At 65.2% G+C, this 20544-nt stretch carries 17 protein-coding genes and 8 tRNA genes; 20 read left to right on the forward strand and 5 right to left on the reverse strand.

Annotation, left to right across the window (positions count from 1 at the left end):
- Positions 1–19 precede the first annotated feature (19 nt).
- Positions 20–1444 carry a cytochrome-c oxidase, cbb3-type subunit I gene (gene ccoN / locus ACM26W_RS04645; protein ID WP_416139691.1) on the reverse strand — a complete coding sequence of 475 codons (1425 nt, stop codon included), beginning with the start codon at positions 1442–1444 and terminating at the stop codon, positions 20–22.
- Between the two features lie 164 nt (positions 1445–1608).
- Between ccoN and ACM26W_RS04650 the strand changes: the two genes are divergently transcribed.
- From ACM26W_RS04650 to ACM26W_RS04695, 10 genes are all read left to right on the forward strand, one after another.
- Positions 1609–2325, forward strand: coding sequence for an alpha/beta family hydrolase (locus tag ACM26W_RS04650; protein ID WP_416139692.1), 717 nt, complete (start codon positions 1609–1611; stop codon positions 2323–2325).
- A 117-nt stretch (positions 2326–2442) separates the two neighbouring features.
- A tRNA-Val gene (locus ACM26W_RS04655) sits at positions 2443–2518 on the forward strand.
- A 40-nt stretch (positions 2519–2558) separates the two neighbouring features.
- Positions 2559–2635 (forward strand) — tRNA-Asp (locus tag ACM26W_RS04660).
- Between the two features lie 28 nt (positions 2636–2663).
- A tRNA-Asp gene (locus tag ACM26W_RS04665) sits at positions 2664–2740 on the forward strand.
- Positions 2741–2811: 71 nt separating this feature from the next.
- Positions 2812–2888: transfer RNA gene (locus ACM26W_RS04670), tRNA-Val, on the forward strand.
- Positions 2889–2891: 3 nt separating this feature from the next.
- Positions 2892–2968 (forward strand) — tRNA-Asp (locus ACM26W_RS04675).
- Positions 2969–3231: 263 nt separating this feature from the next.
- Positions 3232–5262, forward strand: a complete 2031-nt coding sequence (locus tag ACM26W_RS04680) for an FAD-dependent oxidoreductase (RefSeq protein WP_416139693.1) — start codon at positions 3232–3234, stop codon at positions 5260–5262.
- 266 nt (positions 5263–5528) lie between these two features.
- The gene (locus tag ACM26W_RS04685; RefSeq protein WP_416139694.1) at positions 5529–7451 is read left to right on the forward strand and encodes a PrkA family serine protein kinase; all 1923 of its coding nucleotides are present in this window, start codon (positions 5529–5531) and stop codon (positions 7449–7451) included.
- A 16-nt stretch (positions 7452–7467) separates the two neighbouring features.
- Positions 7468–8751: a YeaH/YhbH family protein gene (locus ACM26W_RS04690; RefSeq protein WP_416139695.1), complete on the forward strand. Its 1284-nt coding sequence runs from the start codon at positions 7468–7470 to the stop codon at positions 8749–8751.
- Between the two features lie 28 nt (positions 8752–8779).
- Positions 8780–10330: a SpoVR family protein gene (locus tag ACM26W_RS04695; RefSeq protein WP_416139696.1), complete on the forward strand. Its 1551-nt coding sequence runs from the start codon at positions 8780–8782 to the stop codon at positions 10328–10330.
- An 80-nt stretch (positions 10331–10410) separates the two neighbouring features.
- Here the strand turns inward: ACM26W_RS04695 and ACM26W_RS04700 are convergent, their stop codons facing one another.
- On the reverse strand, positions 10411–10725 hold the full coding sequence (locus ACM26W_RS04700; protein WP_416139697.1) for a high-potential iron-sulfur protein: 315 nt from the start codon (positions 10723–10725) through the stop codon (positions 10411–10413).
- A 199-nt stretch (positions 10726–10924) separates the two neighbouring features.
- On the opposite strand from ACM26W_RS04700, the gene ACM26W_RS04705 reads away from it, so the two are divergent.
- From ACM26W_RS04705 to ACM26W_RS04715, 3 genes are all read left to right on the forward strand, one after another.
- On the forward strand, positions 10925–11392 hold the full coding sequence (locus ACM26W_RS04705; protein ID WP_416139698.1) for a methylated-DNA--[protein]-cysteine S-methyltransferase: 468 nt from the start codon (positions 10925–10927) through the stop codon (positions 11390–11392).
- Positions 11393–11500: 108 nt separating this feature from the next.
- Positions 11501–11776: an Lrp/AsnC family transcriptional regulator gene (locus ACM26W_RS04710; protein WP_290788241.1), complete on the forward strand. Its 276-nt coding sequence runs from the start codon at positions 11501–11503 to the stop codon at positions 11774–11776.
- Between the two features lie 78 nt (positions 11777–11854).
- Entirely contained in the window at positions 11855–12718 is an 864-nt protein-coding gene (locus ACM26W_RS04715) for a DNA/RNA non-specific endonuclease (RefSeq protein ID WP_416139699.1), read from the forward strand.
- A 130-nt stretch (positions 12719–12848) separates the two neighbouring features.
- Here ACM26W_RS04715 and ACM26W_RS04720 read toward each other — a convergent pair.
- From ACM26W_RS04720 to ACM26W_RS04730, 3 genes are all read right to left on the reverse strand, one after another.
- Positions 12849–12935 (reverse strand) — tRNA-Leu (locus ACM26W_RS04720).
- 40 nt (positions 12936–12975) lie between these two features.
- Positions 12976–13062 (reverse strand) — tRNA-Leu (locus ACM26W_RS04725).
- 68 nt (positions 13063–13130) lie between these two features.
- A tRNA-Leu gene (locus ACM26W_RS04730) sits at positions 13131–13217 on the reverse strand.
- A 233-nt stretch (positions 13218–13450) separates the two neighbouring features.
- Here ACM26W_RS04730 and rnr point away from each other — a divergent pair.
- The 7 genes from rnr (at position 13451) to dnaB (ending at position 20492) form a co-directional block, all read left to right on the forward strand.
- On the forward strand, positions 13451–15865 hold the full coding sequence (rnr, locus tag ACM26W_RS04735; protein WP_416139700.1) for a ribonuclease R: 2415 nt from the start codon (positions 13451–13453) through the stop codon (positions 15863–15865).
- Between the two features lie 66 nt (positions 15866–15931).
- Positions 15932–16774: a 23S rRNA (guanosine(2251)-2'-O)-methyltransferase RlmB gene (rlmB, locus tag ACM26W_RS04740; RefSeq protein WP_416139701.1), complete on the forward strand. Its 843-nt coding sequence runs from the start codon at positions 15932–15934 to the stop codon at positions 16772–16774.
- A 230-nt stretch (positions 16775–17004) separates the two neighbouring features.
- Positions 17005–17373, forward strand: a complete 369-nt coding sequence (gene rpsF / locus ACM26W_RS04745) for a 30S ribosomal protein S6 (protein WP_416139702.1) — start codon at positions 17005–17007, stop codon at positions 17371–17373.
- A 33-nt stretch (positions 17374–17406) separates the two neighbouring features.
- A complete protein-coding gene (rpsR, locus tag ACM26W_RS04750; RefSeq protein ID WP_290906381.1) occupies positions 17407–17634 on the forward strand; it encodes a 30S ribosomal protein S18 in 228 nt (75 codons plus the stop codon).
- Positions 17635–17646: 12 nt separating this feature from the next.
- Positions 17647–18498, forward strand: coding sequence for a hypothetical protein (locus ACM26W_RS04755; RefSeq protein WP_416139703.1), 852 nt, complete (start codon positions 17647–17649; stop codon positions 18496–18498).
- Positions 18499–18513: 15 nt separating this feature from the next.
- A complete protein-coding gene (rplI, locus tag ACM26W_RS04760; protein ID WP_416139704.1) occupies positions 18514–18960 on the forward strand; it encodes a 50S ribosomal protein L9 in 447 nt (148 codons plus the stop codon).
- A 143-nt stretch (positions 18961–19103) separates the two neighbouring features.
- The gene (gene dnaB, locus ACM26W_RS04765) at positions 19104–20492 is read left to right on the forward strand and encodes a replicative DNA helicase (protein WP_416139705.1); all 1389 of its coding nucleotides are present in this window, start codon (positions 19104–19106) and stop codon (positions 20490–20492) included.
- The last annotated feature ends 52 nt before the right edge of the window (positions 20493–20544 follow it).

Genomic DNA, 20544 nt, shown 5'->3' on the forward strand with positions numbered 1-20544 from the left:
GTCGGTATCCCCGGTTGGCTCAGGCAGTCTGCGGAAGCGGCTGACGGGCGCCTTCACCGCGCTTGACGGTCATGTAGACGTTGAAGGCCATGATCAGCATGCCCGCGACCCAGCACAGGCCGCCGATCAGGCGCACGATGTAGCCCGGGCCGCTGGCCTCGACGGACTCGATGAAGGTGTACATCAGGGTGCCGTCGGGGTTGATGGCGCGCCACATCAGGCCCTGGAGGATGCCGTTGACCCACATGGAGGCGATGTAGAGCACGGTGCCAATGGTCGCCAGCCAGAAGTGCGCGCCGATCAGGCCCACGGAGTGCATCTCGGTGCGGCCGAACAGGCGCGGGATCAGGTGGTACATGGAGCCGATGGTGATCATCGCCACCCAACCCAAGGCACCGGCATGGACGTGACCGATGGTCCAGTCGGTGTAGTGGGAGAGGGCGTTGACGGTCTTTACCGCCATCATCGGGCCTTCGAAGGTGGACATGCCGTAGAAGGAGAGGGCCACCACCAGGAAGCGCAGGGTCGGGTCGGTGCGCAGCTTATGCCAGGCACCGGAGAGGGTCATCATGCCGTTGATCATGCCGCCCCAGGAGGGCGCCAGCAGGATGATCGACATGACCATGCCCAGCGACTGGGCCCAGTTGGGCAGGGCGGTGTAGTGGAGGTGGTGCGGCCCCGCCCACATGTAGACCATGATCAGCGACCAGAAGTGGACGATGGAGAGGCGGTAGGAGTAGACCGGGCGCTCGGCCTGCTTGGGAACGAAGTAGTACATCATCCCCAGGAAGCCAGCGGTCAGGAAGAAGCCAACCGCGTTGTGGCCATACCACCATTGCACCATGGCGTCGATGGTGCCGGCGTAGACGGAGACGGAGTACATGGCGGTGACCGGGATGGCGGCATTGTTGACGATATGCAGCACGGCGACGGTCAGGATGAAGGCGGCGAAGAACCAGTTGGCCACGTAGATGTGGGAGGTCTTGCGCTGCTGGATAGTCATCAGGAAGACGAGGGCATAGCTGACCCACACCACGGCGATCAGGATGTTGATCGGCCACTCCAGCTCGGCATACTCCTTGGTCGTCGTCATGCCCAGCGGCAGGGTGATTACCGCCGAGAGAATCACCGCCTGCCAGCCCCAGAAGGTGAAGGCGGCCAGCTTGTCGGACCACAGCCGGGTCTGACAGGTACGCTGCACCACGTAGTAGGAGGTGGCAAACAGCGCGGAACCCCCGAAGGCGAAGATCACGGCGTTGGTGTGCAGCGGCCGTAGACGGCCGAAGCTCGTCCAGGGCAGATCGAGGTTGAGTTGCGGCCATACCAGTTGTGCGGCGAGGATGACACCGAGGAGCATGCCCACGATGCCCCACACCACTGTCATGATCGCGAACTGCCGAACTACCTTGTAGTTGTAGGTCGGGTGTTCAAGTGCTGTGCTCATGTCAGGTTCCCATCGAACGCGGTAGCGGGTTGAAGCTGCGTCAGTTTGTCACGGACCCAGCGCCCCGAGGATGATGCAGGTCAAGACGTAATGGATTGTATCGCAGCCCGTCCCAATCCTGAACACGCCAATCGGTGTAGTCGGAGAACTCACGAGGAGATCCCTTGTCACATTATGTCGCTCAGGATTATGAGCCCATTACCCCGGCCCAGTGTCGCGAGCGCCTGGCAGCGGGCGATTGTGGTCGCTGGTGGCTGCCCGACGGTCCTCTGGAGGTGCGCGGCGAGGCCCGCATAGGTCGACTGCTGATGGCCCACGGCGCGGGGTCTGGTCAGGATTCCACATTTCTTGAGCGCTGTCGCGACGCTCTGGCCGATCGCGGTGTCCAGACCCTGGCCATCGAGTTCGCCTACCTGCAGCAGATGCGCCGCGAGGCGCGGCGTCGGCCACCTCCTCGTATCGATCGCCTGGTCGAAGAGCTGATGCGCTGGTGCGACACTCTGACACACCCCGCGCTGACACCGCTGTGGCTCGGCGGCAAGTCTATGGGGGGGCGGGTGTCGAGCCTGTTGGCGGCCCGCGACGGTGCTGCCGGCTTGATTTTGTGTGGCTATCCCTTCCACCCGCCGGGTAGGTCGGATGCTCTGCGCCTCTCCCATTGGCCGCTGATCGCCTGTCCTATCCTGGTGGTTCAGGGCAGTCGTGACCCCTTCGGCAGCCGGGAGGAAATCGCGGGCTATGACCTGGTTGGTGCCCGTGTTCACCTGCTCGAGGATGGCGATCATGACTGGCGGCCGCGACGCGCCAGCGGCCGCACCCAGGCGGCGCTGATCGATGAGGCGGCCGAGGTCATCGCCGCCTTCATGGTCGAGCACGCATGAGCCCCGGGGGCAGGGACAAGTCGATGAAATACCGGCGGAATGACGTCCCGGACCCCATCAGGCAAAAAGCGTTGACATTGATCCCGTCCCCTGTAGAATTCAGCGCCACGTGTCCAGGGGTGGTTAGCTCAGCTGGGAGAGCACCAGCCTTACAAGCTGGGGGTCACAGGTTCGAACCCTGTACCACCCACCACTGCTTCTAGAGCAGTGCCTGATCACGAGAAGCACGCAGCGGACCGGTAGTTCAGTTGGTTAGAATGCCGGCCTGTCACGCCGGAGGTCGCGGGTTCGAGTCCCGTCCGGTCCGCCAACGTGTCTTCGCCCAGGTATCATCTTGCGGACCGGTAGTTCAGTTGGTTAGAATGCCGGCCTGTCACGCCGGAGGTCGCGGGTTCGAGTCCCGTCCGGTCCGCCATGATGATGGCCTGACAGCACCAGCAAATAGTAACAGTAGTAGAAAGATGCAGCACTCTATGCAGTTCACGTGGGTGATTAGCTCAGTTGGTTAGAGCACCAGCCTCACATGCTGGGGGTCACTGGTTCGAATCCGGTATCACCCACCACGCGGACCGGTAGTTCAGTTGGTTAGAATGCCGGCCTGTCACGCCGGAGGTCGCGGGTTCGAGTCCCGTCCGGTCCGCCATTTCTGCACGCATATCGCTGTACATGAATCTCGCAAGCCTCGAGCCTTTCGCTCGGGGTTTTGTCGTTTATGGGGCCCACGCCTTCTGCCGCTCCGTTCGGCACCCTCCTTTCTCTCCCTCTTGACAGGCCTCCCTGTCAGTGTATCTCTGCTTTCCTGTGCCGCCTCCTCTGGGGGATGCTTCGTCGATGGCGCCTCGAATCCGAGCGCATCGGTTTTGCACGGCCAACAGAACTATCATACAGTTGTTTGAATCCCCGGAAATGAATCAGGAGCGCGCCGTGACCGCCTATCCCCATCTGTTCCGTTCCCTGTCGGTGGGCCACCTGACGCTGCCCAATCGGGTGCTGATGGGCTCCATGCACACCAACCTGGAGGAGATGCCCGGCGGCTTCGAGCGTCTGGCCGCCTTCTATGCCGAGCGGACCCGGGAAGGGGTGGCGCTGATCGTCACCGGCGGCATCGCCCCCAATCCTGAAGGCGCCGTCTTCCAGGGAGCCGCCACCCTGGAGCGTGAGGCGCAGTTGCCCGACCATCGCCGGGTGGTGGAGGCGGTCCACGCCGAGGGCGGGCGCATCTGCATGCAGATCCTGCATGCGGGACGCTATGCCTACAGCCCGGGGCTGGTCGCCCCCTCGGCCATCCAGGCGCCGATCAATTCCTTCATGCCCCGCGCTCTTGACGACGACGAGGTGAATCAGCAGATCGCCGACTATGTTCGCTGTGCGAGGCTCGCCAGAGCGGCCGGCTATGACGGCGTGGAGGTGATGGGCTCGGAAGGCTACCTGATCAACCAGTTCGTCTGCCGTCGCACCAACCACCGCGATGACGCCTGGGGCGGTAACTTCGCCAGCCGCATCCGCTTCCCGGTGGAGATCGTTCGGCGCATTCGCGAGGCGGTGGGCGACGACTTTCTGATCATCTTCCGGCTATCCATGATCGATCTGGTGGAGGAGGGCAGCACCCATGACGAGGTGGTCGCCCTGGGGCGCGCCGTCGAGGCGGCCGGCGCCAGTCTGATCAACACCGGCATCGGTTGGCATGAGGCCCGGGTGCCGACCATCGTCACCAGCGTGCCGCGGGCGGCCTTCACCGAGGTGACCCGGCGCATGAAGGCCGAGCTGTCGGTGCCGCTGGTCACCACTAACCGCATCAATATGCCCGAGGTCGCCGAGCGGGTGCTGGCCGAGGGTCATGCGGACATGGTCTCCATGGCGCGCCCCTTCCTTGCCGACCCGGCCTGGATAACCAAGGCCGCCGAGGGCCGGGCCGAGGAGATCAATACCTGCATCGCCTGCAACCAGGCCTGTCTGGACCATACCTTCCAGGGCAAGGCTACCTCTTGTCTGGTCAACCCGCGAGCCGGCCACGAGACCGAACTGCTCATCGCGCCTGCCGAGACCCCCAGGCGGGTCGCCGTGGTGGGCGGCGGCCCGGCGGGCCTGGCGGCGGCGCTCACCGCGGCGCAGCGGGGCCATGCGGTGACCCTGTTCGAGCGCGGCACCGAGTTGGGCGGTCAGTTCAACTACGCACGGCGCATCCCGGGCAAGGAGGAGTTCAACGAGACCCTGCGCTATTTCCGGGTGATGCTTGACCGGCACGGCGTGTGGGTGCGCCTCGACTGCGAGGCGGATGTCCAGGCGCTGCGCGATTTCGATGCAGTGGTCCTGGCCAGCGGGGTTCGACCGCGCCACCTCGAGCTGCCCGGCCTCGATCATCCGAAGGTGATGAGCTATCCCGCAGCGATCCTGCATCCGGAGCGGGTCGGGCGGCGGGTGGCGATCATAGGCGCCGGCGGCATCGGCTTCGACGTGGCGGAGCTGCTCACCCAGGGCGGGCACTCGGCGCTGGACCGCGACGCCTGGTGCGACGAGTGGGGCGTGGATCTGTCGGTCGCGACGCCAGGCGGCCTCAAGGTGGCGCGCCGCCCCGAGGTGCCTCGTCGGGTCTTCCTGCTTCAGCGAAAGGCCTCCAAGCCGGGTCGTGGCCTGGGCAAGACCACCGGCTGGGTGCATCGTGCCTCGCTCAAGCACCGCGGCGTCGAGACGCTGACCGGCTGCGAGTACCAGGGCGTCGACGATGCCGGGCTGCATCTGCGGGTGGGTGGAGAAACTCGTCTGCTCGAGGTGGATACCGTGGTGGTCTGCGCCGGCCAGGAGCCGGTGCGCGAACTGTTCGAGCCGTTGCGCGCCGAGGGCCTGGAGGTGCACCTGATCGGCGGCGCCGAGGAGGCCGCCGAACTGGACGCCAAGCGCGCCATCGATCAGGGAACCCGAGTGGCGGCGGCGCTATAGCCCGCTGCCGAGCCCGGCGTCGCCCTCCCGGGCGCCGCCTTTCAGGGCTCAAGGAGCCTTCTCGACGGGCCCCGGTCGTGTTGCGTTGGTAAAACGGCCCCCTTGCCAACGAACCCTTGGTCGACATCAGGCTCTTAGGGGTAAGGTCCAGCGTTGATTCGATGTCCGCTAATGCTGTGCCGGACTGTCCTACGCTGAGATTGCCACGATCCAGAGCGCCGCTGACCGCACCAGGCGCCGAATCATCGGGCTTTAAGGAGACATCGATGAGCATCTTCGACCATGTGCAGAATCGCTACGAGCGCGTCCAGCAGGAGGAGCTGACCCTGCAGGAGTACTTGGAACTCTGTCACCGGGAGCCGTCAGTTTTTGCATCGGCCGCCGAGCGGATGCTGGAGGCCATCGGCGAGCCCGAGGTGATCGACACGGCCAAAGACCCACGGCTGTCACGCATCTTTTCCAACAAGGTCATTCGCCGCTACCCGGCGTTTTCCGAGTTCTACGGCATGGAGGAGGCGATCGAGCAGATCGTGTCGTACTTCCGTCATGCCGCCCAGGGCCTCGAGGAGCGCAAGCAGATCCTCTACCTGCTCGGGCCCGTTGGCGGCGGCAAGTCGTCGCTTGCCGAACGGCTCAAGTTACTGATGGAGAAGGTGCCCTTTTACGCCATCAAGGAGTCACCGGTCTACGAGTCGCCGCTGGGCCTGTTCTCGCCCGAGGAGGACGGCGAGCTGCTCGAGAAGGAGTACGGCATCCCGCGGCGCTACCTGAAGAGCGTGATGTCGCCCTGGGCGGCCAAGCGTCTCAAGGAATATGGCGGCGACATCTCCCGCTTCCGAGTGGTACGCCTCTATCCCTCACGCCTTAACCAGATCGCCATCTCCAAGACCGAGCCTGGGGACGAGAACAACCAGGACATCTCCTCGCTGGTCGGCAAGGTGGATATCCGTCAGCTGGAAATGTACTCCCAGGATGACCCAGACGCCTACAGCTTCTCCGGGGGCCTCTGCCGCGCCAACCAGGGGTTGATGGAGTTCGTGGAGATGTTCAAGGCGCCGATCAAGGTGCTGCATCCGCTGCTGACCGCCACCCAGGAGGGCAACTACAACCCCACCGAGGGCATGGGGGCGATTCCCTTCGAGGGCGTCGTGCTGGCCCACTCCAACGAGAGTGAGTGGCAGGCATTCCGCAACAACCGCAACAATGAGGCCTTCCTCGACCGCGTCTATATCGTCAAGGTGCCCTACTGCCTGAGGGCCTCCGAGGAGGTCAAGATTTACCGGAAGCTGCTTGAGCACTCCTCGCTCAAGCAGGCGCCCTGCGCGCCGGACACCCTGCGCATGCTGGCGCAGTTCACGGTGCTCTCGCGGCTCAAGGAGCCGGAAAACTCCAGCGTCTATTCCAAGATGCGCGTCTATGACGGCGAGAACCTCAAGGACACCGATCCCAAGGCCAAGTCGATCCAGGAGTACCGCGACGCTGCCGGGGTCGACGAGGGCATGGACGGGCTCTCCACCCGCTTTGCCTTCAAGATCCTCTCCAAGGTGTTCAACTTCGATAGCCAGGAGGTGGCGGCCAACCCGGTGCACCTGCTCTACGTGCTGGAGCAGCGGCTGGAGCAGGAGCAGCTGCCCCGCGAGACCTTCGAGCGCTATCTGCGCTATATCAAGGAGTATCTGGCGCCACGCTACGTCGACTTCATCGGCAAGGAGATCCAGACCGCCTACCTCGAGTCCTACTCCGAGTACGGCCAGAACATCTTCGACCGCTACGTCACCTACGCCGATTTCTGGATTCAGGACCAGGAGTACCGCGACCCGGAAACCGGCGAGCTGTTCAACCGGCAGTCCCTCAACGAGGAGCTGGAGAAGATAGAGAAGCCGGCCGGCATCTCCAATCCCAAGGACTTCCGCCACGAGGTGGTCAACTTCGTGCTGCGCGCCCGGGCCCAGAACAACGGCATGAACCCCAGCTGGCAGTCCTACGAGAAGCTGCGCGGCGTGATCGAGCAGAAGATGTTCGCCAACACCGAGGAGCTGCTGCCGGTGATCTCCTTCAACGCCAAGGCTTCCCAGGCGGATCAGAAGAAGCACGAGGATTTCGTGGCCAGGATGGTGGATCGCGGTTACACCGAGAAGCAGGTGCGCCTGCTCTCCGAGTGGTACCTGCGGGTGCGCAAGTCGCAGTAGGCCGAGGAGGTCATCCATGTCCTATTTCATCGATCGACGGGCCAACGCCAAGCACAAGAGCGCGGTCAACCGGCAACGCTTCCTGGATCGTTACCGCACCCATATCAAGCGGTCGGTGGAGGAGGCGGTGAACCGCCGCTCCATCACCGACATGGAGCGTGGTGAGAAGGTCTCGATCCCGAGTCGCGACATCTCGGAGCCGGTGTTCCAGCATGGCCCGGGCGGGAAACGTTCGATTGTCGCCCCGGGGAACCGGGAGTTCATCGAGGGTGACCGCCTGCGTCGGCCCAGCGGAGGGGGCGGCGGCGGAGCCGGAGAGGGCGGCGCCTCGGATCAGGGCGAGGGCATGGACGAGTTCGCCTTCACCCTGAGTCGAGAAGAATTTCTCGACTTCGTCTTCGACGGCCTGGAACTGCCCCACCTGGAGCGCAAGGCGCTGGTGGATCTCAACGAGGTGCGGCCGGTGCGGGCGGGGGTCTCCCGTCACGGTGTGCCGGCGCGGATCAATATCGTGCGCTCCATGCGCGAGGCCCACGCTCGACGCATTGCCATGCGGGCGCCCATTCGTCGAGCCCTTCGCGAGGTTCGGGAGGCTTTGGAGATCGAGGAGGGCAAGGACCCGGTGCTGCGAAACCCGGCGCGCATCAATGAGCTCAAGGCGGAGATCGAGCGCCTGGAGAAGCGCCTCGAAGCGGTGCCCTTCATCGACACCTACGACCTGCGCTATAACAACCTGGTCAACCAGCCGATGCCCTCCAGCAAGGCGGTGATGTTCTGCGTGATGGACGTCTCCGGCTCCATGACCCAGGCCCACAAGGACATCGCCAAGCGCTTCTTCCTGCTGCTTTACCTGTTCCTGGAGCGCAGCTACGAGAAGGTCGAGCTGGTCTTCGTGCGCCACCACACCGCGGCCAAGGAGGTGGACGAGGAGGAGTTCTTCTACTCCCGGGAGACCGGCGGGACCATCGTCTCCAGCGCCCTGACCCTGGTCGACGAGATCATCGCCAAGCGCTACCCGCCGGGGCAGTGGAATCTCTACGTGGCCCAGGCCTCGGACGGCGACAACTGGGACGATGACTCCGTCGCCTGTCGCGACCTGCTGATCAAGAAGCTGATGCCGCGCCTGCAGTACTTCACCTACGTGGAGATCACGCCCCACGCCCACCAGGCGCTGTGGGAAGAGTACGAGACGGTGGCCGCCGAGTTTCCGGCGCGCTTCGCCATGCGCCAGATCGTCGAGGCCGGAGATATCTATTCGGTGTTCCGTGAGCTGTTCAAGCGACGCGCCGTCGGCGGCTGAGCGCCCGACGCGGCGCCGAGGAGGAACCATGACACGACGCAAGCCCATTGCTACCGGCTCCGACTGGAACTTCGAGATCCTGACCGAGTTCGAGCGCGAGATCGCCCGGCTGGCCGATGAGTATCACCTCGATATCTACCCCAACCAGATCGAGGTGATCACCACCGAGCAGATGATGGACGCCTACGCCAGTGTCGGCATGCCGGTGGGCTACCACCACTGGTCCTTCGGCAAGCAGTTCCTGGCGGTGGAGCAGGCCTATCGGCGTGGCCAGATGGGCCTGGCCTACGAGTTGGTGATCAACTCCGACCCCTGCATCGCCTACCTGATGGAGGAGAACACCCTGATGATGCAGGTGCTGGTAATGGCCCACGCCTGCTATGGCCACAACTCCTTCTTCAAGGGCAACTACCTGTTCCGCACCTGGACCGATGCCAGCTCGATCATCGACTACCTGATGTTCGCTCGGCAGTACGTTGCCGAGTGCGAGGAGCGCCACGGCGTGGCGGCGGTGGAGCAACTGCTGGACGCCTGCCACGCCATGCAGAACTACGGCGTCGACCGCTACAAGCGCCCCTCGCCGATCTCCGCAGCCGAGGAGGTGCGCCGCCAGAAGGAGCGCGAGGCGTATCTGCAGTCTCAGGTCAACACCCTGTGGAGCACCATCCCCGGGCGGGCTCCCGCGGATGTGCTGGCCGGCGGTCACGACGAGGAGGACCCGCTGGGGCTGCATGCGGGCGGGCGCTACCCCGCCGAACCCCAGGAGAACCTGCTCTATTTCATCGAGAAGAACGCGCCGCTGCTGGCGCCTTGGCAGCGCGAGGTGGTGCGCATCGTGCGCAAGCTGGCCCAATACTTCTATCCCCAGCGCCAGACCCAGGTGATGAACGAGGGCTGGGCGACCTTCTGGCACTACACCCTGATGAATCGGCTCTATGAGGAGGGCCTGGTGGACGAAGGGCTGATGCTGGAGTTCCTGCAGTCGCATACCGCGGTGGTGAATCAGCCTGCCTTCGACAGCCCGTGGTACAGCGGGATCAACCCCTATGCGCTGGGCTTTGCCATCTTCAGCGACCTCAGGCGCCTGTGCGAGAACCCGACGGAGGAGGATCGCCAGTGGTTTCCCGACGCCGCCGGCAGCGACTGGCGGGAGACCCTGGAGTTCGCCATGAGGAACTTCAAGGACGAGTCCTTCATCCAGCAGTTCCTGTCGCCCAAGGTCATTCGCGACCTCAAGCTGTTCATGGTGGTGGACGATGACCAGGAGGAGATGCTCGAGGTGTCGGCGATCCATGATGAGCGCGGCTACCGGCGGGTTCGCGAGGCGCTGGCCACCCAGTATGCCCTGTCGCTGCGCGAGCCCAACATCCAGATCTATTCGGCGGATATCCGCGGGGATCGCTCGCTGACCCTGCGCCACGTCCAGGACAGCCGCCGCCCCCTGGCGCGCAGCGTCTATCCGGTGATCCGCCATCTGCATCAGCTGTGGGGGTTCCCCGTGAGACTGGAATCACTGGAGGGCGACGAGGTGGTGCGCCGCTACCAGTGGCCCCTGCCGGAGGACGCGGCCAGGGCCTGAGACTGACCCTGAAACGATTAAACCCGCGCCAAGGCGCGGGTTTCTTTCAAGTGTTCTTTCAAGCGTGTCGGGGAGAGCGATCAGGCCTGGGCAGTCCAGGACTGGCACCACCCCTTGGGCTCGACGCTGTTCTGCGGGAAGAGCTGACAGCCTTCGCTGTCGGCCTGCCAGAACATGCAGTTGTCGCAGACCTCGCCTTCCTCGTAAGCCGGGTGATCGGCGGCGTCGGCGGCGTCCTCGACGTAGTTCAGGGCCTGGGCCTGGTCGGCGCTCGGATCGAGGCGCGGCAGGTCCTGCGCAAAGGCGGTCCTGGAGAGAATGCCAGCGCCCAGCGGCAGGGCGGCGAGGCCCAGCAGGCTGTTGCGCATGAAGTCACGACGGCTATGGTTGGCCATGGGATCTCCTTTTCGTCACGGGTTCAGGAACGATTCCTGTTCTTCTTTTTTCTTGTGGGTGATCAGCCACCTCTAGCTCCGACAGGGGCTGCCCTGCGGAGTTCGTTGTCCTATGGTAGTAGAGTGCCTGTAGCGATGCGAACCAGCCATTCGCCGTGCGGCAATCTGTCGCGCGGCATGCCGGAGCCCAGGAGAGCCGATGATCTTCACCCGCTTTGCCTCCCCCCTTGGCGAGATTCTGCTGTGCGCAGAGCCCGAGGGTCTGCGGCGGCTGACCCTGGCCGCCGAGGGGCGGCCCGACCCCGAAGGGGCCCACCGAGACGACGATGCCCTGGTCGAGGCCCGTGACCAGCTGCTGGCCTACCTGGCTGGCCGGCGGCGCAGCTTCAGCCTGCCGCTGGCGCCCGGAGGCAGCGACTTCCAGCGCCAGGTCTGGGCCGCCCTGTTGCGCATTCCCTGGGGTAAGACCCGCACCTATGGCGAGCTGGCGCGCCGGCTCGGCCGCGAGGGTGCCGCTCGTGCCATCGGCACCGCCAACGGTGCCAACCCACTGCCGCTGCTGATTCCCTGCCATCGGGTGGTGGCCGCCGGCGGCCTGGGCGGCTACAGCGGCGGGCCGGCGCTCAAGCGCCGGCTTCTCGAGCTTGAAGGTAGCCTGCACGGCTGAGCCGAGATTCTGCCGCGCGTCCGGCGCTGTTATACTCGCGCCATTGCCGGTCGCCACCGGTCAAACATCCACCGAGCCCAGAAGGGCCCGCCGCAGGGAGAGTGCCCGATGCAGAATGCCGTGATCCTGATCAATGCCGAGAAGGGCCAGGTCAAGGCGGTGGCCGAGCGCCTGGCCGACGTGGAGGGAATCAGCGAGGTCTATTCCACCTGCGGACGCTATGATCTGGTGGCCATCGCCCGCACCCGCGATTTCGAGAGCCTGGCCGAGCTGGTCACCGAGCGGCTGAACGCCGTGGAAGGGGTCCGCGACACCGAGACCCTCAATGCCATGCAGGTGCACTCCCGCCACGATCTGGAGACCATGTTCTCGCTGGGCTGGTAGCCGGGGGGCTATCTCCTCTCCTGTCGGGCGCCAGGCGCGCCCGGCGCTCTCTGTCCCTCGCTGGAAGCCGTTTCAAGGATGAGTCGTCGTCGTTCCCCCGTGACGCGCTGGCGCCGCCAGGCGCGCCGCTTCGGTATCACCCTGCTGTTCGTTGTGGTCACCTCCGGCCTCTGGTACGGGCAGGAGCGCCAGGTGCGCGACCAACTGGTGTGGATGGGCGTGCCGGAGTGGCAGAGCCTCACGCCCACCAGCGTCCACCGGGTGCTGCGCAACGACGGCTTCCTGGTGGGCTGGTCCGACGTGCGGGTCAATCCGCTGTGGGTCAGCTATCGGCTGGAGGCGGTGGAGGATCCGCGCGCCGGCCCGCGCCCCGGTTTCCGGAGCGACTGGCGCACCCTGTGGCCGATCGGTGCCGATCACTATGCCGGCAGCGGCTATGACCGAGGCCATATGGCGCCCAACTACGCCATCGCTGCGGTGCACGGGCGGGAGGCGCAGCTCGATACCTTCTACATGAGCAACATGTCGCCCCAGCGGCCGGACCTCAACAGGCGGCTTTGGCAGCGTCTCGAGGAGGTGGTGATCGACCGCTTCGTACCACGGTTCGATGAGGTTCAGGTGATCACCGGGCCGATATTTCCCGAACGTTTTCTCGACAATGTCTTCAATCGTGTGGGGCTGGTGGAGATTCCCGAGGCCTTCTTCAAGATCATTGCGGTGCCGGGGGAGGAGCCTCGCGTGCTGGCCTTCATCATGCCCCAGGAGGTGCGCGGCGATGAGCCACTGGACACTTATCTGGTCAGCGTCGACGAGATCGAGGCGCGAACCGGGCTCAACTTTTTCCCCCGCCTGCCCGAGGACGTGGCCGAGGTGCTGGAGGGGGAGGTGGTGACGCGAGGCTGGGCCCTGGAGGAGGTTGCGCGCCTGCCGGGCCGCTTCTGATAGCTGGCTTCTGATAGCGGGGCAGGCACAATCGACAGACACAAAAAAGCCGCGATTCTGGTCGCGGCTTCTTGAGATGGTCTTGCTGTGGTGCTCTTGACTGGTTCAGCCGGCATGAGGCGATATGAAATGGTGCCCAGGAGAGGACTTGAACCTCCACATCCTTACGGATACTAGCACCTGAAGCTAGCGCGTCTACCAATTCCGCCACCTGGGCGCATCATGCATCTCGTCGTGTTCACGGGCATCCCGAAGGATGGTGCCCAGGAGAGGACTTGAACCTCCACGTCCTTACGGACACTAGCACCTGAAGCTAGCGCGTCTACCAATTCCGCCACCTGGGCGAACACGAACGAGTCGAGCTGATAAAGAGCTGGGAGAGAACTCCCGATCATCGTTCCCGGGGGAGCGATGGTGCCCAGAAGAGGACTTGAACCTCCACGTCCTTACGGACACTAGCACCTGAAGCTAGCGCGTCTACCAATTCCGCCATCTGGGCAGGCGAGGCGCATGATACCCGATTCCCTCGCCAATGCAAGAGCCATAAGGGCCTCGCGGCGCAGTTTTCTCGCGTTCCGCCCTGGCGGCGAGGGTCGCCATGGTTGGGTGGTGGACGGCGCGGCGCTATACTGCGCGCATGACAATCGAAACGATACGCCAGACTTCATGCTCGCGGCGCCTGCGCGCCATCCCACTCATGCCGTCATCGACCCTGCCAAGGATGCTCTCCGCATGACCCACTGGACGCTCAGCGACGACCCGCACGCCAGCCGCGAGGCCCACAAGTACGATAATCCTGCCCCCAGCCGCGAGTACCTGCTCGCCCGGCTCGAGGAGGTCGGCAAGCCGATCACCCACGAGACGATGAGCCGCCTTTTGGGCCTCGATGACGAGGACCTCCAGGAGGCGGTGCGTCGTCGCCTGGCCGCCATGGAGCGCGATGGCCAGGTGCTGCGCAACCGCGCGGGTGCCTATGCGCTGATCGACAAGCTCGATCTGATCCGCGGCAAGGTGCTGGGCCACCGCGACGGCTTCGGTTTCCTGCTCCGCGAGGACGGCAAGAAGCCCGATCTGGTGCTGCCGCCCCGGCAGATGCGTCGTGCTTTCCACGGTGACTACGTGCTGGCCCGCGTCAGCGGTCGGGATCGCCGAGGCCGCGACGAGGCGACCATCGCCGAGGTGCTCTCCCACAACACCCAGACCATCGTCGGCGTCTACCGCCAGAATACCCCCGAATTCGGGGTGCTGATCCCCGAGAACCCGCGCATCACCCAGGAGGTGATCATCCCGCACAGCGCCTGCGGCGGGGCGAAGGACGGCCAGGTGATCTCGGCGAAGATCGTCCAGCAGCCCGAGACCCGGGTGCAGCCGGTGGGCGAGGTGATCGAGGTGCTCGGTGAGCGCATGGATCCGGGGATGGAAATCGACATCGCCATCCGCAGCTATGAGATCCCCGCCGAATTCCCGCCGGAGGTCCATGACCAGATCGCCAGCATGTCCGCCGAGGTGGCCGATGGGGACAAGCAACGCCGCATCGATCTGCGCGACGTGCCGCTGGTGACCATCGACGACGAGAGCGCCAAGGACTTCGACGATGCCGTCTGTGCCTGGAAGACCAAGTCCGGCAGCTGGAAGCTGCTGGTGGCCATCGCCGATGTCTCCCACTACGTACGTCCGGGCAGTGCCCTGGACCAGGAGGCGATCCGCCGCGGCAATTCGGTCTACTTCCCCGGGCAGGTGGTGCCGATGCTGCCCGAACTGCTCTCCAACGGGCTCTGCTCGCTGAACCCCGCCGTCGACCGGCTGGCCCTGGTCTGCGAGATGAACATCTCCCAGAGCGGCACCATCAGCCGCTACCGCTTCTACGAGGCGGTGTTCCAGTCCCACGCGCGCCTCACCTACAACAAGGTGGCGGCGATCCTCGACGAGGAGGACTCGGCGGGTGATGCGCTGCGCGAAGAGCACCACAAGCTGGTGCCTTCGCTGAACAATCTGCATGGTCTCTACCGGGTGCTGCGCGAGGCCCGCGTGGCGCGTGGCGCCATCGACTTCGAGACCACCGAGACGGCCATCGTCTTCAACGACGAGCGCAAGATCGAGAAGATCGTCCCGCGTAGCCGCAACGATGCCCACAAGATCATCGAGGAGTGCATGCTGGCGGCCAACGTGGCCACGGCGCGCTTCCTCGACAAGCACGACCTGCCGGCCCTCTATCGCATCCACGAGAAGCCCTCGCCGGAGCGCCTCGACAAGCTGCGCCTCTTCCTGGCCGAGTTGGGACTCTCCCTGGGGGGCGGTGACGATCCCAGCCCGCAGGACTATCGGGAACTGGCCGAGGTCATCAAGGATCGCCCCGACACCGACGTCATCCAGACGGTGATGCTGCGCTCCATGAGTCGGGCGGTCTACTCGCCCCAGAACGACGGCCACTTCGGCCTGGCCTACCCGGCCTATGCCCACTTCACCTCGCCGATCCGTCGCTACCCGGACCTGCTGGTCCACCGCGCTATCCGTTCGGTGATCCGCGGGCCGCGTCAGACCAATACCGTGCTGCGGGCCGAGGGGGCGGCGGTGGAACCGCCGAGCAAGTGGGCGCCCTATACCTTCGAGCAGATGCTCGAACTCGGCGAGCACTGCTCGATGACCGAGCGCCGCGCCGACGACGCCACCCGTGACGTCGAGGACTGGCTCAAGTGCGAGTTCATGTCCGACAAGCTCGGCGATGTGTTCGACGGCACCATCGCCTCGGTCACCCAGTTCGGCATCTTCGTGCGCCTCGACGAGGTCTACGTCGAGGGCCTGGTGCATGTCACCTCGCTGCCCTCTGACTACTACCACTACGAGCCTGAGAAGCACCGCCTCAAGGGCGAGCGCAGCGGCATGAGCTATCGGCTTGGCGATGGCGTGACCGTGCAGGTGGCCAGGGTCGATCTCAACGACCGCAAGATCGACTTCGCCCTGGCCGACGACAAGCCACGCCCCAAGCGGGCGCCGCGCCGTCGCCGCGCCGTGGATGATGCCCCCGACAAGGGGCGTGCCCGAGCCGGGGGCAAGCCGCCCAAGGCCGATGCCGCCCCGGCGGCCAAGGAGGAGGAGGGCGGCGGCAAGAAGCGCGGTGGTGGCCGTCGCCGCCGCTCGCGGCGCTGAGCTTGCCCTGACTCGAGGGGCGCCGGCGGCCCTGCCGCCGGCGCCCCGCTTCGTTCTTCCCCGTGGATGACTGCCATGAAACACAAGCGACCCCGCCGTCCCGCCGGCGGCAACCTGGGCATTCCCGGCGGCCTGGAGGCCGTGTTCGGCGTGCATGCGGTACGCGCCCTGCTTGACCGTGGCGAGTCGCCGCGGGAGCTGTGGGTCCAGGAGGGCAGTGCCGGCGGCCGTCTCGCCGAGCTGGTGGAGGCGGCCGCCGGTCGCGGTGCTCGCATCCAGACCCGCTCCCGCGATGACCTCGACCGGCTTGCCCAGGGGGCCGCTCACCAGGGCGTGGTGGCCTTCGCCGCGCCGCTGGCCTTCGAAAGTGAGGCGTCGCTGTGGTTCAAGCTGGAGGCCTGGCCCCTCGAGGCGCCGCCGCTGCTGCTGGTGCTCGACGGCGTCACCGACGTGCACAACTTCGGCGCCTGCCTGCGAAGCGCCGATGCCGCCGGCGTCCACGGTGTCATCGTGCCCAAGGACAAGTCGGCCCCGCTCAACGCCACGGTGCGCAAGGTGGCCTGCGGGGCCGCCGAGAGCGTGCCGGTCTATCAGGTCACCAACCTGGCCCGCGCGCTGGCCAGGCTCAAGGAATTCGGCGTCTGGATCACCGGCACCGCCGGGGAGGCCGAGGCGCTGGTCTATGAGGCCGACCTCCACGGCCCCACCGCCCTGGTGATGGGCGCCGAGGGCAAGGGGATGCGCCGCCTGACCCGTGAGGCCTGCGACCTGCTGGTCAAGCTGCCCATGGCCGGCAGCGTGTCGAGCCTCAATGTCTCGGTGGCCACCGGTATCTGCCTGTTCGAAGTGGTGCGGCAGCGGGGCCCGGCTTCGCCGGGAGCTGGAAGAGCGCCCACTTCGCGGGCTTAAGCTGGAAGCTTGAAGATAACCCCCTTGGCGTCAGGGCTGGTGGCACCATGCTGCCTTCCAGCTTCCAGCTTCCAGCTTCCAGCTTCCAGCTTGCGCGCGAAGCGCGCACTCTTTAGAATACCTGCGCCCGTTCATCCACCGAGCGGGCACTCGTGTTTTTCCGTTATCACCTCCTTGCTTCCCCGGAGCTCAGGTCTCCCGCGGAAGCTGCCAAACCGCAAGGAGATTCCATGCGTCACTACGAAATCGTGTTCATGGTCCACCCGGACCAGAGCGAGCAGGTCCCGGCCATGGTCGAGCGCTACACCAGCCTCGTCACCGAAAATGGCGGCACCGTGCATCGTCTCGAGGATTGGGGTCGTCGTCACCTGGCCTACCCGATCAACAAGATCCACAAGGCTCACTATGTGCTGATGAACGTCGAGTGCGAAGGCGAGACTCTCGACGAGATCGAGAACATCTTCCGCTTCAACGACGCCATCATTCGTAGCCTGGTGGTGCGCTGCAAGGAAGCGGTTACCGAAGCTTCCCCGATGATGAAGCCGGTGGAAGAGAAGCGCGCGCGTCGCGACGAGAAGCCCCGCGCCGAAACCGCCTGATCTCACCCATCGCACGTCTGAAGGAGTCTTCACATGGCACGCTTTTTCCGCCGCCGCAAGTTTTGCCGTTTCACCGCCGAGGGCGTGAAACAGATCGATTACAAGGATCTGGACACCCTCAAGGCCTACATTACCGAGACCGGCAAGATCGTACCCAGCCGCATCACCGGTACCAAGGCTCGCTATCAGCGCCAGCTGGCCACCGCCGTCAAGCGCGCCCGCTATCTGGCCCTGCTGCCCTTCACCGATAGCCACCAGTAAGCGCCTGGCGTGATGCTCGCGATTGCCCGCTGGATGATGCGGGGCACGCCCTACGCCGTCGGCGGGGCAGCCCTCTCCACGCTCATCCCCTGGCTGTTCTGGTTGGGGGCCGCCATCGCGGCACTGGTCACCCTGCGCCGTGGCCTCACGGCGGCGCTGCCGGTGATCGTGGCGGCCGGCATACCGGCCGGCTGGTGGTGGGCTCAGGGTGACGTCATCCCGTTGACCAGCGTACTGCTGGTCACCCTGATGGCGATCGTGCTGCGTTCCCGCATGCGCTGGGCCGAAGCGCTGATCATCGGCGCCCTGGTCGGCGCCGGGATGATCCAGCTTGGTGTCTTCCTGCCGCCGGGCGGGGCCGGCCCCATGCTGGAGCAGCTTCGCCAGGGTTCGCCCGAGGTAGAGCGCCTGCTCAGCGAGCTGTCCACCCAGGGGCTCGATACCGAGCAGCTGGCCGGTGTGCTGATCGGTGGCATCACCGGGCTGGTCGTGCTGATCGCCGCGGTAGCCTGCCTGGCACTCGCGCGCAATTGGCAGGCGGGGCTCTACAATCCCGGCGGCTTTCGCGAGGAGTTTCACGCCCTGCGCCTGACGTCCCGCGAACTCGCCGTGCTGGTGGTCCTCGGGGTGGTCGGTGCGGTGCTGGGCCTTCCTGCCCTGGGCATGCTGCTGTGGATCCCGCTGCTGGTTGCCGGCATCGCGCTGGTGCATGGTTATATCGGTTTGAAAGGGATGAACGGGCTGTGGCTGGTCGTCTTCTATGTGCTGCTGATCACCACCTGGCCCATGATTCTGATTGTGCTGCTGCTGGCCTTCATCGACGTCTTCGCGGACTTCCGCGGGCGTCTGGCCAGCCGCAACTGACAAGAGGTTAACGAGATGGAAGTCATTCTGCTCGACAATATCGGCAAGCTCGGCGGCCTGGGTGACCAGGTTACCGTCAAGCCCGGCTACGGCCGTAACTACCTGATGCCCTACGGCCTCGCCGTACCGGCCTCGAAGGAAAACATCGAGGCCTTCCAGGCCCAGCGCGCCGAGCTCGAGGCCCAGGCCGCCGAGCGCAAGGCCGAGGCCGAGGCTCGTGCTGCCCAGCTCAACGAGATCGAACTCTCGCTGGTTTCCAAGGCCGGCGACGAGGGCAAGCTGTTCGGCTCCATCGGTCCCCGCGATCTGGCCGAGGCCATCGCCTCCGCCGGCTTCGACGTCGCCAAGAGCGAAGTGAAGATGCCGGAAGGCCCGATCCGTGCCACCGGCGAGTACGACATCCACCTGCAGTTGCACCCGGAAGTCGACGCCACCGTACGCGTGGTGATAGTGGCCGAGTAAGTCCTGGTCACCGCCTGACCAGGGGCGCGGGGAGAGATTCCCGCGCCCCTTGTCGCGTCTGGATGTCGCTGAGCCGGGCATGGGGCCCGCTGTCCGTCTAGGGTAGAATGGCCTCCCCGCAAAGCCCAGGGTGAACCATCGCGATGCCTGAAATGCTCGTGCACGACAAGGAAACCGCCGCCCTCAAGGTGCCGCCCCACTCGCTGGAGGCGGAGCAGTCGGTGCTTGGCGGCCTGATGCTCGACAACCAGGCGTGGGATAACGTCGCCGACCGTCTGGTGTCCGACGACTTCTATCGCTATGAGCACCGGCTGATCTTCAACGTCATGGCGGGGCTGGCCGAGGGGGGGCGGCCGCTGGACGTGGTGACCCTCTCCGAGGCGCTGGAGGGCCGCGACCAGCTCGATACCGTGGGAGGCCTGGCCACTCTGGCCGAGCTGGCCCGCAATACGCCTTCCGCCAGCAATATCCGCGCCTACGCTGACATCGTTCGCGAGCGGGCCACACTGCGCAAGCTGATCCGCGCCGCCAGCCAGATCGCCGACGGCGCCTTCAGTCCCCAGGGCCGGCCCGCCGACGAGCTGGTGGACGAGGCCGAGCGTCTGGTGTTCCAGATCAGCGAGGAGCGCCCCAAGTCGGGCGGCCCCATCGGCATGAGCGAGCTGCTGGCCAAGGCGGTGGACCGCATCGACGAGCTGTTCAACATGCAGGGGGAGATGACCGGGCTCTCCACCGGCTTCCGCGATCTGGACGAGATGACCACCGGCCTGCAGCCATCGGACCTGGTGATCATCGCGGGACGCCCCTCGATGGGCAAGACCACCTTTGCCATGAACGTGGTGGAGCATGCGGTGATCTCCAGCGACAAGCCGGTGATGGTGTTCTCCATGGAGATGCCCGCCGAGTCGCTGATGCTGCGCATGCTGTCGTCGCTGGGTCGCATCGACCAGACCCGGGTTCGCACCGGTCAGCTGGAGGACGAGGACTGGCCGCGACTTACCTCGGCGGTCAACCTGCTCAAGGACAAGCAGCTGTTCATCGACGATACCGCGGCGCTATCGCCCAACGAGATGCGCTCACGGGTTCGGCGGTTGGTGCGCGAGCACGGCAACGTCGGCTTGATCATGATCGACTATCTGCAGCTGATGCAGATCCCCGGATTCTCAGAGAACCGGACCGGCGAGATCTCCGAAATCTCCCGCTCGCTGAAGGGCATGGCCAAGGAGTTCGGCTGCCCGGTCGTGGCGCTCTCCCAGCTCAACCGCTCGCTGGAGCAGCGTCCCAACAAGCGCCCGGTGATGTCGGATCTGCGTGAATCGGGCGCCATCGAGCAGGACGCCGACGTGATCGCCTTCGTCTACCGAGACGAGGTCTACAATCCGGACAACCCCGACAACCAGGGGCTGGCCGAGCTAATCATCGGCAAGCAGCGTAACGGTCCTATCGGCACGGTACACATGGCCTTCATCGGCAAGTACACCCGCTTCGAGGACCTGGCGCCGGACAGCTACGGCGACACTTTCGGCGAGTAGACCGAAGCATCCGGCTTGAGCCCGGCGAACTGGGCAGAGAAACAGAGCAGAC

Source organism: Halomonas sp. HK25 (assembly GCF_047795635.1).
Taxonomy (GTDB): Bacteria; Pseudomonadota; Gammaproteobacteria; order Pseudomonadales; family Halomonadaceae; genus Halomonas.